The organism is Pseudoalteromonas qingdaonensis (assembly GCF_038739665.1).
GTDB classification, from domain to species: Bacteria; Pseudomonadota; Gammaproteobacteria; order Enterobacterales; family Alteromonadaceae; genus Pseudoalteromonas; species Pseudoalteromonas qingdaonensis.
In genome coordinates, this window is the sequence record NZ_JBCGCU010000002.1 from 135,443 (window position 1) to 149,601 (window position 14,159).

Here is a 14,159-nt window from a genome sequence, read left to right on the forward strand (position 1 = left end):
AAAAATAAGCAGAAACAAAATAAGCAAGACACCCACTTAAAAAATAAGCAGAAATAAGTTAGACACCCATTCTAATAGAAATAAGTTAGACACCCATTCTAATATTGCACATATCCCTGATCCTTTGACTACACTTTGAAGGTGCTACTCAAGGAGGAGTGGATCATGGCAACGCCTCGGAAAAACCAAATCAGTCTGGCTGATACTTCTTATTATCACTGTATTTCTCGCTGTGTGCGGCGTGCATTTTTATGTGGCATAGATGCATTGACCGGCCGCTCTTATGAACATCGCCGTGATTGGGTTGAGAAAATAAGCAGAAATAAGTTAGACACCCACTCCAAGATTTCACACTTCCAGACCCATTGACTACACTTTGAAGGTGCTACTCAAGGAGGAGTGGATCATGGCAACGCCTCGGAAAAACCAAATCAGTTTGGCTGATACTTCTTATTATCACTGTATTTCTCGCTGTGTACGGCGCGCATTTTTATGTGGCATAGATGCATTGACCGGCCGCTCTTATGAACATCGCCGCGAATGGGTTGAATGTAAGGTGCTACAGCTAGCACAAATTTTCAGCATTGATGTGTGTGCTTACGCGGTAATGAGCAACCATACTCATGTCGTGCTGCATGTGGATAAGCGCAAATCCCAGGATCTAACTGATAAGGAGATTCTGCTGCGCTGGCATAAACTATTTAAAGGCACCGTGCTCTGTCAGCGCTTTTTACAAGGAGAGCAGCTTGATACCGTAGAGTTGGCTGCCCTACAAGGTCGAGTCAGGATTTATCGGGAGCGTCTCAGCGATATCAGCTGGTTTATGCGCGTGCTCAATGAAGGGATTGCCCGTCAAGCTAACCGCGAAGATGACTGCACCGGCCGTTTTTGGGAGGGACGTTTTAAATCCCAAGCCCTTCTTGATGAAGCTGCCCTGGTTGCCTGTTTAGCCTATGTGGACTTAAACCCTGTTCGTGCAAAAGCTGCTGATTTACCTGAACAATCCGACTACACCAGCGTGAAAACTAGAATCGCTTCAGCAAAGCAGGGTCAGCAACCCACCGCATTAATGCCCTTTGTTGGTAATCCACGCAAAAACATGCCTAAGGGTTTGCCTTTTGAGCTACAGAGCTACTTAGAGCTGATTGAGTGGACTGGACGCTGTATGCACAAAGATAAACCAGGTCATATTTCATCTGACGCAGCCCCCATACTGGAACGGCTCGATATCTGCCCGGCGAATTGGCTGGTGCTGACCACTTCATTTACCAAGGTATTTCATGGTGCGGTAGGTAAGGAAGAAGCACTAACGACCTACAGCCATCATCAACACCGAAAACGACGTGTAGATTTAAGCAACAGCCAAGCGCTCTTTGCTTAAACACCGTTTCCTCTTCCCTATTATTAACTGTGTTCACAAGATGCAGACTTCGCACGCCAGAAATTCACGAAAATATATCAACGTAAGGCAAATCATCGAAAATACGGCTGCACAGAGCTAAATACGATTGAAAGGTGTGTATCAGATCCTACTGTGAAAGCTCAATTTTAAAGTGGGTGTCTTGTTTATTTTCTTTAGGATGGGTGTCTTGTTTAATTTTTGTGAAAGCTCAATTTTAAAGTGGGTGTCTTGTTTATTTTCTATAGGATGGGTGTCTTGTTTATTTTCTGGCTACAGATTGGAAAATGTAAAGGTTGTATTGTGAATTATGAGAAAGAGAAAATTGATATAACTTATTGATTTCAGGGGGAGAAGAATGGTCGGCATAGCAGGATTTGAACCTGCGACCCCTGACACCCCATGACAGTGCGCTACCAAGCTGCGCTATATGCCGACTAGGACTGCAATAGTACGGATAAATTTTGCAATTGCAAGTGGGTGTTGAATCGTTTGCTTATAAATTATTCATATCGATAAGGTTTTTTCGCTTTTTGCGTCTTATTTATCCGCGTTAGTTGAACTTAATTGGGAAGCGGCCAACCAGGTATCAATATGTTCGGCCATAATATCGCGCAGCAGCGGCTGGGCCTCGGCATTGGGATGAATATTGTCGTTTTGCATCAAGGAGCCGTCGGTGGCGACTTGCTCGACAAAAAAAGGCAGCAGATGAGCGCCGTGCTGTTCTGCCACGGTGGCAAAGCTGGCCTCAAACATTTGTGTGTAGCGGGGACCATAATTGGGCGGGATGCGAATGGCCATCACCGCCACATCGGCACCGGCCGCTTGGCTTTGCTTTATTAAGGCCGTGAGGTTTTGCTGCATTTTAGGAATAGGAAAACCACGTAGGCCGTCGTTGCCGCCCAGTTCAATCAGCACATGGCTGGGCTGGTGGCTGGCTAAAATGCCCTCTAGGCGCCTTAGTGCGCCGCCTGTGGTTTCGCCGCTGATACTGGCATTGATTAATTTAATGGGCTTTTTTTGCTCTTCATACGTATCTTGTAACAATTGCACCCATCCTTGGTGTTGTTTTAGACCATAGGCAGCGCTTAAGCTGTCACCTAGGATCAGGATTTGGTTGTCAGCCCAAGCAATAAATGGTTTAGTGACAACTAATAGGACGAGTAAAATACGTAGGATTAAAGCATTCATATGTCAGCGTTATCTCAATTAAACATTATTCAAGTCAAAGAATTAACCAAATCCGTTAATACGCTTGACGGCGATTTAACGATCCTCAACGACATCAGCTTTAATGTCAAGCCGGGCGAGTCGGTGGCCATAGTGGGCGCTTCGGGCTCGGGTAAATCAACCCTGCTTAGCCTGTTGGCTGGGCTTGATAGAGCCACTTCCGGCAGTATTATCGTTGATGGTGATGCCCTAGAGAGTCTTGATGAAGAAGGTCGTGCAGCCTTGCGGGCGCAAAAGGTCGGTTTTGTGTTTCAATCTTTTATGCTGGTACAAAGCCTAAGTGCCCTTGAGAACGTGATGTTGCCAGCTGAGCTTGCCAATCAAAAAGACGCCAAAGAGCAGGCCTTGGCACTGCTCGAAAAAGTGGGCTTAAGTCATCGTATTGAACATTACCCATCGCAACTCAGCGGTGGTGAGCAGCAAAGGGTGGCTATTGCTCGTGCCTTTGTTGGTACTCCAAAAATCCTTTTTGCCGATGAGCCCTCGGCTAACCTCGACAGCAAAAATGGCAAGCTGATTGAAGAATTACTATTTGAGCTCAATCAGCAGCAGGGCACCACCTTGGTGCTGGTAACCCATGATGAAGCTCTGGCCAATCGCTGTGAGCGCATCTTGCATATTGAGGGCGGTGAGCTAACCCAATTACGTGAGCCTCAGGAGCGCGCGCATGTGGGCTAAGTTAGCAATACGATTATTTTTCAGAGAGTTACGCCGTGGCGAGCTGACGGTGATCTGCGCCGCCATTGCTTTGGCGGTGATGACAGTGTTAACCCTGTCATCGGTCACCGACCGTATCGGCCAGGCTATTTTGCAAAAATCTAACGCCTTTATCGCCGCTGACCGTGCCTTGGCCAGTAACCATGCCTTGCCTGAGAATTATCAAGAGCAGGCGCAAAATATGGGGTTGAAAACCGCCCGGCTTACCTTTTTCGATACCATGCTGTTTGCCAATGAGCGCATGCAATTGGCGGCCATCAAGGCGGCTTCACAAGCGTATCCCCTTAAGGGCGAGTTGCTGATCAAACGTGATTTTGATGCCCCAGAGCAGGCTGCTAAGGGCGGCCCCGAGCCAGGCTCGGTTTGGCTCAATGAGTCGGTGATGTATTCACTGGATTTGGCGGTGGGCGACAGCGTAGAGCTTGGCGCCGCGAGCTTTGTGGTCAGCGCCATTTTAAGTGAAGAGCCGGACGCGCCCTTTAATATTTTCTCCGGCAGTCGCCGTGTGCTGCTAAACGAAGCGGATATAGAAAAAACGCAGGTCATCCAGCCTGGCAGTCGGGTGTTTTATCGCCAGTTGTATGCCGGCGAGAGCGACAAGGTCGAGGCCTTTTATCAGTTGTTAAAACCCCAACTGGCCGAGAATCAACGCTGGTATGGGGTTAAAGACAGACAGTCACCCATTTCTAACTCCCTTGAGCGCTCGGAGCGATTTTTACTCTTGGCGGGCTTGCTTGGCATTATTCTCGCTGCCGTGGCCATTGCGGTGTCGGCAAAGCGTTATTGTGAGCGACAGTATGACCCAGTGGCCATGATGAAAACCTTAGGCGGAGCGCGCTCGCAAATTCGCAATATCTATCTGCTGCATCTGGCCTTGGTGTGTGGCTTTTCGCTGGCGCTTGGTTTAGCGGCAGGGTATGGCCTACAGTATGCGGCGGGCAATTACATGGCCGCCAATATGGATGTGCAATTGCCCCCGGCGTCAATGCGCCCCTGGTTAAGTGCGGTGTTTATCGGCGTGGTGTGCGCTGTAATGTTCTCCATTAAGCCGCTGCTGGATCTTTTTGATATTCCGCCGCTGCGGGTCTTACGTCGCAACCTGGGTGACCGTTTACTGGTGAGTAAGATTCACCTTGCTCTGTCTGCCTTTACCGTCTTTGCTTTAATGTGGCTGTTCAGCGGTAAGATTATGATCACACTCATTTTATTCTTGTCCTCGGCGGCGTTGGTTTTGGTGCTCTTTATCCTTTCCAAGCTGATTTTTGGCGGTGGCCGTAAGCTCGGCTTAAGCCCGGGGAACAGCTGGTCTTTGGCAATTGCCTCGATTCAAAAGCGGGCCAATGCCAATGCGGTGCAGCTGATCAGTTTTGCCCTGGCCATCAAGTTGCTGCTGTTTTTAATCGTACTGAAAAACGACATGATCAATGACTGGCAATCTCAGCTGCCGGCGGATGCGCCGAACGCCTTTTTAGTGAACATCACAGAGGAAGAGAAACAACCCGTCAGTGACTATTTGGCGGATAAAGACATTGAGGTGTCGCGTTTTTATCCCACTATTCGCGGTCGTGTTAACGCCATTAATGGCGAGCCCGTGGCTCGAGAGGTGTCTTTAGAGGACAATGAGAAAAAAGACGAGGAAGCACGCTCCGGCGTGGGTCGCGAACTCAACCTGACCTGGGTGAGCGAGATGCCAAGTCATAACACCTTAAGTGGCGGACAATGGTTTAGCGAGCAAAGCCGTGGCGAGGTGTCGGTGGAGCAGTCCATGGCCGAACGTTTGGATATAAAGCTTGGCGACTCAGTTAGTTTTTTAATTGGCGCGCAGAGTTTTGAGGCCAAGGTCACTAGTTTCCGCGAGGTGAACTGGTCTACCTTAAAGCCGAACTTCTTTATGATTTTAAGCCCGGATGTGCTGGCGGATTTCCCCGCGACCTATATTGCCGCAGCGCGCATCGATGAGGGGGAGAGCAAGGCCTTTACCCAGTTGCTGCGCCAGTATCCGACCATCACAGCCATAGATGTTGATAACTTTGTCGATCAAATTCGCTCAACCATAGAGCAAGTCTCTTTGGCGATCGGCTTTGTGCTTGCCATTGTTGTAGTTTGCGGTGCCTTGGTGCTTATTTCTCAGGTGCAGGCGAGTCTAGGTGAGCGCATGCAAGAGGTGGTGATACTTCGTACCTTGGGGGCTCGTGGACAACTTATTCGTCATGCAACCCTGTATGAGTTTCTCTTGCTTGGTTTGGTGGCCGGTGTGGTTGCGGCGCTAATCAGTGATATCGCCTTGTTTATCGTGCAGCGCACCTTGTTTGAACTGCCGGGCAAGCTGCATCCGGATATCTGGCTGATTGGCCCTTTATCAGGTGCCTTATTTGTCGCTGTGCTGGGCTACACCATGATTGCCCGCACACTGAATAAAAACACCAGTGGTTTGCTGCGTAAAATCATGTAGTCGGCCAGTTTGAACCTTAGGCCGCTAATGGCGGCTGAGGATCTGGGCAAGGGCCGGTCTTAGCTCGGGATGGCGAAAGCGAAAGCCTTCTTTGAGCATGCGTTTGGGCTGCACGTTTTGCCCGTACAGCATAAGGTCGGCCATTTCTCCCATTAACAGCCGCAGTGCGGCTTTGGGCATACGCAAAAAGGCGGGACGGCGCAGTATTTGTGCTAGGGTTTTGCTGAATTCTTCATTGCTCACCGGGTGTGGGGCGGTGGCATTGATGGGGCCGCTGATATGCTCGTATTTGATTAAATACATGATCACCTGCACCATATCATCAAGGTGGATCCAGGACATATACTGGTTACCATCGCCTAAAGGCCCGCCGAGACCACAGCGAAATGCCGGCAGCATTTTTGTCAGCGCGCCGCCACGGGCAGAAAGCACTATGCCGGTACGCAGCAAACAGACTCGGGTTTGTGCCTTTTGCGCCGCTTGCTCCCAGTCTTTACACAGCTGGTGGCTGAACTCGTCATAACAATGTTCGTAATCTTCGCCAATCACCTGCTCGCCCTGACGGCCGTAATAGCCTATGGCACTGCCGGAGATCAGGGTTTTGGGTTTCTTCTCGGCCTGGTTTATACGCTCGGCAATTTCCTCGGTGAGGGCAATTCGAGAGTCATAGACCCGCTGCTTTTGCTCTGGCGTCCAACGCTTATTGACTATGGGCTCACCGGCGAGGTTGATCACCACATCGGTATCATTGAAATCAACCTTGTCCAGGCTGCGTACCGCTTCGATGCGGTGCCCGAGTTTCAAATAGGCATTAGCGGGCGTGCGCGTAAGTACCGTCACGCTATGATGGTTTAATAGGTGTTTATAGAGCTCGGAGCCAATGAGTCCGGTGGCTCCGGTGATCAGAATATTCATGGTGCTTTACGATGCCAAGGCCTTCTATACAAGTGTAGGACATTTTTGAAACTGTGTCGTTTACTTGTATTTTCTTCCCCATATCAAGAGTTTATTTTCCCTATTAAGTCGCTTAAACTAGGCCAATAATAACAAAAAGGAATTAACCGTGCCTAGCTTTATTGGAGCAAGTAAAAGTTTAATGGTGTTGGCCTCCCTGGTGATCGTCTTGGCCGGGATTAAAATAGCCAGCCCCCTGGTGATCCCCTTTATTCTCTCAGTGTTTATTGCGGTGATCTGTAGCCCCTTGATCAATGCTCTGGGGCGTTATCGTATTCCCAAAGGCTTGGCCATTGTTCTGGTGATCATGTTGGTTTTTGGCTTGATTTTAAGTTTGGCGGGCTTGGTAGGGCAGTCGGTGAATGACTTTTCGGCGCAATTACCCCAATACAAAGAGCAGCTAAAAAGCGAGTTTGAATGGCTGGTCAACACCTTAGCGCAATACAATATTTTCCTCGATAAGTCGCAAATTATGGCCATGTTTGACCCGGCCAAGATGATAGATGTGGCCACCAATATGCTCACCGGCTTCGGTGGCGTGATGGCGAACCTGTTTTTAATCATAGTCACTGTGGTGTTTATGCTTTTTGAGGGGCCAAGCATAGGTAATAAAATCCACCTAGCGATGGATGATCCGGACATGAAAATGGCGCAAATCGACCGTTTTCTTGCCTCTATCAATTCCTATTTGGCGATTAAAACCCTAGTGAGCTTGGCCACAGGTATTTTAGTTACCTTTATGCTCTGGCTGCTGGATATCGACTACTTCCTGCTTTGGGGCGTGGTTGCCTTTATGTTCAACTATATTCCTAATATAGGTTCTATTATCGCCGCCATTCCTGCGGTGTTACTGGCGCTTATTACTCAAAGTCCGCTGACCGCGGCCATAGTGGGTGGTGGTTATATCTTGATCAATACAGTGATGGGCAACATGATAGAGCCGCGTTTTATGGGTCGAGGCCTGGGCTTGTCGGCCTTGGTGGTATTCTTATCATTAATTTTCTGGGGTTGGCTGCTTGGCAGTGTCGGCATGCTGTTGTCGGTGCCACTGACCATGGTGGTGAAGATTGCCCTTGAAGAGAGTGAAGAAGGGCACTGGATAGCCACCTTGTTAGGTAGCGATGGCGAAAGTATTAATAAGCCCAGCTAGAAACTGAGCTTATTCCAATTCCTGCTTATGGCTGGCCAGGCGCTGCTCAAATAAATGTAATTTACATTGTTTGTAAGCGCCGGCGGCTTTTTGGCTGTTCGGCAACAGACGTACATAACGCCATCTGCAGCTGTCTTCCAGGTAAGTGTCAAAGCTGCGCTCGGCACGTAAAAAGATATCCAGTGCCTTAGTCAGGCCAGAATGCTTGGCTTCCGCTTCTAACTGCAGGCGGCGTTTATTAGACCAGGCCTGTAATTGTTGCTCTATCCCTTGCAAAGCAGAGTCCAAACACTGCAGATAGTCACGCTGCGCCTGAGGTGTTGTGTCGTTTAGCTGGCACTGTGTCTCTTGCGCTTGAACCGCATGGCTTGCAAAGGCGCTGCCAAGCAGCGCCAAAGCCAAAAAGCGCTGTGTATAGGATGTCATCACGCTAACTGGTTTCCTGATAATCAAATTCTAGCTCGAATAGAGCGCCGCCAAGGGGGCTGTCGCCTATGGTTAAGTGCCCATGGTAGCCCTTGACCAAATCGGCAACTATGGCCATGCCGACACCGTGCCCGCTTTCATAGCTATCCAGGCGGGTACCGCGCTGCAATAATAATTCACGTTTATTCTCTGGCACACCGGGTCCGTCGTCTTCAATGATCAAACGCAGGCGTTTTTTCATCTGCACTACCTTAAGGCTTACTTTTGAGTCGCAGGCCTTACAGGCGTTATCCACCAGGTTGCCAAGCAATTCCATTAAATCTGTTTTATCACCAAGGAAGAAATGTTTATCGCTCACCTCAAGGCTAAATTGAATATTCTTGTCGCGATATACCTTGCTCATGGCGTTAAAGATGGAGTCGGCAACCGGTTTGATCAGGGTTTGTTTTTTCCAGGTATCGGAGGCGCCGGTGGCGGCCCGTTTTAATTGGTGCTCGATCATCACATTGATGCGGTCGAGTTGCTCCTGGGCATCGCTATCTAGCGCCAATGGGCTTGATTTTAATACCGCCAACGGGGTTTTCAGGGCGTGGGCGAGGTCGCTTAAAGAGGCGCGATAACGCTCCTTTTGTCGTTGCTGGGATTCCAATAACAGATTCAAATCTGCTTTTATGGTTTGCAGCTCTACTGGATAATGGCCCTTAATGCTCATGCTGTCGCCGCTTTCTATGGCCTTAATTTCTTTATCCAGACGCTGCAGGGGGCGAGAGCTCCAGATAAAACCGATAATCATCAAGGCGGTGATCACCACGCCCATGATCAACATCCAATTGATGGAGGTTTGTTTAAAGCCTTCCATCAGGCGCAAAATGGCATCATTGCTTTTTACCAGAATAAAACGTGCTTCTATATCCTGGTCGAGATTGCCAAGAATGCCCGTAAGCGACAGCTGCCAATATTTTTTACCCTTATGGGTGACCATACGAAAATCAGATTTACCGGTTTCGGTGATAAAAAGGTCTGGTTTAAAGTCGGTATTGAGTGCCGATTCACTTTGCCACAGTTGTTGCTCACCGGCGTAGATCATTGCATAGGTGTCTGAGGTGACACGGTTAAGCTCAGGGGCAAGAATACTGCGTGGCATTTCCACTCCTTGCTCCGAGTATTCAACTTCGGAAATTAAGGAATAGAGGTGTGCTTCGAGGGTTTTTTCTGTGGCCTCAATCAGGGAGGCGCGGTAGGCATTGCCGATGGAGACAAAGAGAATGGGCATTGCCACGATCAACAAAAAGACAAGGATAAATCCTTGTCTTATTTTTAGTGAAACCTGGTTCTCTACCACTGGGAGCGCAACCTGTAACCTCGACCACGCAGGGTCTCAACAGGGTTTAGCGTGCCTTCAGGGTCCAGCTTTTTACGTAACCTCAGTACGAATACTTCGATAACGTTGGAGTCCAGGTCAAAGTCCTGATCGTAAATGTGCTCGGTCAATTCCGATTTTGAAATAACCTTTTGCGGATTAACCATAAGGTATTCCAATACCTTGTATTCGTAAGCGGTTAAATTAAGCTCACGGTCGTTAACCCAGACCTGCTGCGAGCGGGTATGAATACGGATAGGACCATTGTTAATTTCCGGGTTGGCCTGTCCGGCGCTGCGACGAATTAAGGCGTTGCAACGGGCGATCAACTCTTCAACATGGAAAGGCTTGGTCAGGTAATCATCGGCACCGGCATCCAGGCCTTCTACCTTGTCCTGCCAGCGATCGCGAGCAGTCAAAATTAGAATAGGAATATCAACGCCGTTTTTACGGGCCTGTTTAATTACTTCGATGCCGTCAATTTTTGGTAGGCCTAAGTCTACCACTGCCATATCCAGCGGGTATTCGCAAATGTGGAATAAACCGGCTTCGCCGTCGTTACATAAATCCACGCTATAACGCTCTTTTTCTAAAGCGCTACGTAAGTTGTCTGCTAAATGCAAATCGTCTTCGATGACTAAAATACGCATTAATTATTTTCCTTCTCAACTTGCCCCGTGCGTTTAGAGACAATGATGTCGATAACTCGGCCTTTGGGGTTTAAGATTCGAACAACAAATTTATCCTTTTGTTCCGAAATTTTTAAAACTTTACCGTTTTCGGCTTCTTTCGCAATCGTCACTGCCTGTTTCTTATCGATCACCTTGGCGGGCGAACCGGCGTGGGCCGCACTCAGAGACAGTGTAAATGTGATAAAGATGGCTGCGATTAGTCTTAACATGATTCAAAGAGCTCCCGGTGAATCTTCGGTAACCTAATATGGGTTAACCTGTGGTTTATCCCTTGGATTAATCGAGGATAAGTCCAAAGGCTAAGCCGTAGGCATAGCTACAGGCGGTGGCATATTGGTTAGCATACGGTACAGCAATTAACCTTTACTGAACTTATTACACCGAATACTGAACTTATGCGCCGAGCACTTTCTTAAATGGTTTAACCACGGAATTGTCGTAAACGCCGGCGGCGATATACGGGTCTTCAGCAGCCCATTCTCGTGCCTGTTGCAGCGAGTCGAACTCGGCAATAACCAGCGAGCCGGTAAAGCCAGCATCACCTGGGTCGTTACTGTCAACGGCGGGAAGCGGACCGGCTACATACAAGCGACCCTGGCTATCAAGCTCCTGTAAACGAGCTAAATGAGCAGGGCGGGCTTCAAGGCGTTTTTCCAGCGAGTTTTCAACATCGCTTGAGTAAATCATGTATAACATAAATAAAACCAAGTAGTTGGTATGAATTACCTCAATGATAGCCAGCATTGAGGGCGCTTGTAAATTTTTATCGTGCAATGACCCTTGCATAGGTGATTTAGCAAGCACCTAAAGGCGCGAATGACTGAAATTTACGCTGTAAACATAGACGCACTGATTTACTGGGCCTTAATACATCTATAAAGCTTGAAAAGGCCGCTTTAACACTGCTAGAGTCGGGTTAAAATAATAACAAGGTTTTTCTATGAGCGAAAAACGTGAACACTTTAGCTCGCGCCTGGGCTTTATTCTCGCCGCCGCTGGTTCGGCGGTTGGTATCGGTAACCTGGTGGGTTTCCCTGTATCGGCCACTAAAAATGGTGGTGGTGCCTTCTTAATTGTCTATGCCCTGTTTGTGGCCTTTATTTGTCTGCCTGTGATGATGGCGGAAATGGCCATGGGTCGTAAGGCGCAAAAAGACCCTTACGGTGCTTATCGCCAGCTATCGGGAAATTCCCCCCGTTGGCGCGGTGCCGGTATTTTAGCGGTATTGACTCCCTTTATGATTGCCGTTTTCTATATGGTGATCACGGTATGGATCTTCGGTTATTTGGCACAAACCGCTTTCGGTAACCTTGATGCCTTGGCCGATCCCGATAACTTTGGGCGCTTTATCAATGAATACAGTGTCTTTGCCTATATGCTGGTGGTGGCCCTGGTGGTCAATCTTATCCTGGTTGGCGGGGTAAAAGACGGCATAGAAAAGGCGGCAAAGTTTTTAATGCCTGCTCTGTTTGTTTTATTGATTGCCCTAGTGGCCTATGTACTGACCTTGGACAACGCCATGGCCGGGGTGCGTTACTATGTGGTGCCTGATTTCTCTAAGATGAATGCCAGTGTGCTAAATGGCGCGCTATCTCAGGCGTTTTTCTCGCTGTCGCTGGGCATGGGTATCCTGATGACCTACGCCTCTTATATTTCGAAAAAAGATGATATCGTCAGTGGCGCGAAAATGGTGGCGATCACCGATTCTTTGGTGGCCTTTACCGCGGGTCTTATGGTGCTTCCGGCTATCTTCAGCTTTAATCCGAACACGGATCCGAGCGAATTATCCGAGTCTTCTGTATCCATGATTTTCGTCTACCTGCCGCAAATTCTTCTGGCACTGCAAACCGATATAGGTTACGTGGGTGCATCCATTGTCGCCTTTGTGTTCTTCTTATTGGTGTTCTTCGCCGCCATCACTTCCTTGGTGTCTATTGTCGAAGTACCGACCGCGACCTTGATTGAAGAAAAAGGCTATAGCCGTAAAAAAGCACTAGTGGTGTTAGCCGGCGCCATAGGTGTCTTAACCGTGGCCTGCACCTTGTCGTTTGGCATGGTTGATTGGCTTACACAATTGACCAATTACGGTGGCAGCGATAAGAGCATGTTTGATGTGGTTTATGATGTTTTTTATGACACCATATTGCCGCTCAACGGTTTGATGGTTTGTTTATTCGTTATGTATCGCTGGAAGAAGGCCAAGCTAAGCGAAGAGCTTTCGCAAGGTTGTGAAGGCTACGCCGGCAGCTTTATGGAAAAGTACGTGAACTTTTCACTGTCGACCTTTATCCCAGCTATCTTATTGCTGATCTTTATCAATACCGTGGCGACCAAGTTCTTCGCCGTGAGTATCTTTGGATTCTAAGCGCTTATACGCGGGTGCCTATATGGCGCCCGCATCCAAATAACTACCCGCCCCAATTGTAAACATCCACAAGCCCCACAAACTATGTTCAAGCACGCAGGCGATAGTCGAGCGCGAGTGGGCATAGGTGTAAGAAAACAATAAGCCGCCAAAAAACGCCAGCAACACGGCCACCAGATTGCCATAGACCACATGTGCCAGGGCAAACACAGCCGCGCTTAGCCACACCCGCTTGGTCTTATCGGGAATAATCGGCTTATAGCGGTGAAAAAAATAAGTGCGAAAAATCAACTCCTGCGGCAATACCGAGAGCAAGGGGTAGAGAATAAGCAGCATCAGCCAGCTCATGGGCGATTGCAGCGGGTAACTAAACCAGTTGTCCTGATTGATAATACCGTACAACACACCTGAGAGCAGGGCGCCGGTCAGAAAAAAACTGGCCATGCGTTTTTTCACTACTGGAAACTGGCCCATGGAGGTAATGCGAAAGCGTTTAAAATGCGGGTCGGTAAGCAGAATAAAACAACACACGGCGGTGAGAATGATCAGCGCCGGGATCAGCCAGTTTTGTAAATGTTCACGCAAGGCAAGGCCCACCAGGGGCAATATGATAAAAACGCAGAACAGTTCAAGCCAGCGATACTGGGTATTAGTCAAGGAAGCGCTCCATTGCTACAGCGTGATGCGTTAAGTGTAGCAATGGATTAAGGCAGGGTTATGACTGTTCGTCAGGAAAATAGGGGTAGACGCGCACTATGGTAAATATGATGGCAGCAAAGGTGATCCCCATCAGCCCAAAGACCTTAAAATTCACCCAAAAATCAAGGGAAAAGTTATAGGCCACATAGATATTGAGGGCGGCAATGACACTAAACAAAAGCACCCAAAAAACATTCAATTGCTCCCACACTTTTTGCGGAACAGTGATGCTCTCGGTGTTACTATCGGCATTATTATCGAGGTTACCTCCGGCGTTTTTGTCTGTATTACTGTCGGTACTGGCCTGGGTTTGCTTTTCGGCTACGGAATTTAACAGTCCAAGCAAGGCTTTTTGCACTAGGTTCTTTTTGAAAAAACAGCGCGAAATAACAAGCGTCAGCGCCAAGATGGCGTAGACAAAGGTCGCCTTCCACTGAATAAAGTGTTCATCGCGAAACAAGATGGTCATGGTGCCAAGCACCAGGGCGATGGCGAAAAACACCCAGTGGCGGGTGCCGATTTTTCCTTCCTTAAAATAGGCGTAGGCCATTTGTATGGCGCTGGCAGCGACCAAGACCCCAGTGGCCCAATAGATATCGACCATTTTATAAACGGCAAAAAATAAAATTAGCGGGATATATTCGATTAGTGAGCTCATAGCCACATCCATTACTTCTGGTAGCAGGTGTTTTACCAGTATCGGCGCCTAAGCTCA

General features: G+C 48.4%; 14 protein-coding genes, 1 tRNA gene and 1 pseudogene. 6 read left to right on the forward strand and 10 right to left on the reverse strand.

What is annotated here, in order from left to right; translation table 11 throughout:
• Nucleotides 1-165: 165 nt before the first annotated feature.
• Nucleotides 166-312: pseudogene (locus WCN91_RS02715) on the forward strand (transposase); the annotation flags it as partial.
• A 94-nt stretch (nucleotides 313-406) separates the two neighbouring features.
• Nucleotides 407-1,381, forward strand: coding sequence for a transposase (locus tag WCN91_RS02720; RefSeq protein WP_342676041.1), 975 nt, complete (start codon nucleotides 407-409; stop codon nucleotides 1,379-1,381).
• A gap of 377 nt (nucleotides 1,382-1,758) precedes the next feature.
• On the opposite strand, the gene WCN91_RS02725 is transcribed toward WCN91_RS02720, so the two are convergent.
• Together WCN91_RS02725 and WCN91_RS02730 are read right to left on the reverse strand one after the other, a co-directional pair.
• Nucleotides 1,759-1,835 (reverse strand) — tRNA-Pro (locus WCN91_RS02725).
• Nucleotides 1,836-1,939: 104 nt separating this feature from the next.
• Nucleotides 1,940-2,590, reverse strand: a complete 651-nt coding sequence (locus WCN91_RS02730; RefSeq protein ID WP_342676043.1) for an arylesterase — start codon at nucleotides 2,588-2,590, stop codon at nucleotides 1,940-1,942.
• On the opposite strand from WCN91_RS02730, the gene WCN91_RS02735 reads away from it, so the two are divergent.
• Nucleotides 2,591-3,307: an ABC transporter ATP-binding protein gene (locus tag WCN91_RS02735; RefSeq protein WP_342676045.1), complete on the forward strand. Its 717-nt coding sequence runs from the start codon at nucleotides 2,591-2,593 to the stop codon at nucleotides 3,305-3,307.
• Nucleotides 3,297-5,798, forward strand: a complete 2,502-nt coding sequence (locus WCN91_RS02740; RefSeq protein WP_342676047.1) for an ABC transporter permease — start codon at nucleotides 3,297-3,299, stop codon at nucleotides 5,796-5,798. Before WCN91_RS02735 ends, WCN91_RS02740 begins: the two co-directional genes overlap by 11 nt.
• Nucleotides 5,799-5,822: 24 nt before the next feature.
• On the opposite strand, the gene WCN91_RS02745 is transcribed toward WCN91_RS02740, so the two are convergent.
• Nucleotides 5,823-6,713 (reverse strand): TIGR01777 family oxidoreductase, encoded by an 891-nt coding sequence (locus tag WCN91_RS02745; protein ID WP_342676049.1) that lies wholly within the window; start codon nucleotides 6,711-6,713, stop codon nucleotides 5,823-5,825.
• A gap of 181 nt (nucleotides 6,714-6,894) precedes the next feature.
• Between WCN91_RS02745 and WCN91_RS02750 the strand changes: the two genes are divergently transcribed.
• The gene (locus tag WCN91_RS02750; RefSeq protein ID WP_425416005.1) at nucleotides 6,895-7,902 is read left to right on the forward strand and encodes an AI-2E family transporter; all 1,008 of its coding nucleotides are present in this window, start codon (nucleotides 6,895-6,897) and stop codon (nucleotides 7,900-7,902) included.
• Between the two features lie 9 nt (nucleotides 7,903-7,911).
• Here WCN91_RS02750 and WCN91_RS02755 read toward each other — a convergent pair whose 3' ends face one another.
• The 5 genes from WCN91_RS02755 to WCN91_RS02775 form a co-directional block, all read right to left on the reverse strand.
• On the reverse strand, nucleotides 7,912-8,331 hold the full coding sequence (locus WCN91_RS02755; protein WP_342676053.1) for a hypothetical protein: 420 nt from the start codon (nucleotides 8,329-8,331) through the stop codon (nucleotides 7,912-7,914).
• 1 nt (nucleotide 8,332) lies between these two features.
• Nucleotides 8,333-9,670 carry an ATP-binding protein gene (locus WCN91_RS02760; protein WP_342676055.1) on the reverse strand — a complete coding sequence of 446 codons (1,338 nt, stop codon included), beginning with the start codon at nucleotides 9,668-9,670 and terminating at the stop codon, nucleotides 8,333-8,335.
• Nucleotides 9,664-10,338: a response regulator transcription factor gene (locus tag WCN91_RS02765; RefSeq protein WP_342676057.1), complete on the reverse strand. Its 675-nt coding sequence runs from the start codon at nucleotides 10,336-10,338 to the stop codon at nucleotides 9,664-9,666. Before WCN91_RS02765 ends, WCN91_RS02760 begins: the two co-directional genes overlap by 7 nt.
• On the reverse strand, nucleotides 10,338-10,589 hold the full coding sequence (locus tag WCN91_RS02770; RefSeq protein WP_342676059.1) for a PepSY domain-containing protein: 252 nt from the start codon (nucleotides 10,587-10,589) through the stop codon (nucleotides 10,338-10,340). Before WCN91_RS02770 ends, WCN91_RS02765 begins: the two co-directional genes overlap by 1 nt.
• A gap of 184 nt (nucleotides 10,590-10,773) precedes the next feature.
• Entirely contained in the window at nucleotides 10,774-11,076 is a 303-nt protein-coding gene (locus WCN91_RS02775) for a YciI family protein (protein WP_342676061.1), read from the reverse strand.
• Between the two features lie 244 nt (nucleotides 11,077-11,320).
• Here WCN91_RS02775 and WCN91_RS02780 point away from each other — a divergent pair, with 244 nt between their 5' ends.
• Nucleotides 11,321-12,745 (forward strand): sodium-dependent transporter, encoded by a 1,425-nt coding sequence (locus WCN91_RS02780; RefSeq protein ID WP_342676062.1) that lies wholly within the window; start codon nucleotides 11,321-11,323, stop codon nucleotides 12,743-12,745.
• Nucleotides 12,746-12,763: 18 nt separating this feature from the next.
• On the opposite strand, the gene WCN91_RS02785 is transcribed toward WCN91_RS02780, so the two are convergent.
• Together WCN91_RS02785 and WCN91_RS02790 are read right to left on the reverse strand one after the other, a co-directional pair.
• Nucleotides 12,764-13,402, reverse strand: a complete 639-nt coding sequence (locus WCN91_RS02785; protein WP_342676064.1) for a CPBP family intramembrane glutamic endopeptidase — start codon at nucleotides 13,400-13,402, stop codon at nucleotides 12,764-12,766.
• Nucleotides 13,403-13,460: 58 nt separating this feature from the next.
• Complete coding sequence (locus WCN91_RS02790) at nucleotides 13,461-14,102, reverse strand: inner membrane-spanning protein YciB (RefSeq protein ID WP_342676066.1); 642 nt, start codon at nucleotides 14,100-14,102, stop codon at nucleotides 13,461-13,463.
• Nucleotides 14,103-14,159: the final 57 nt, after the last annotated feature.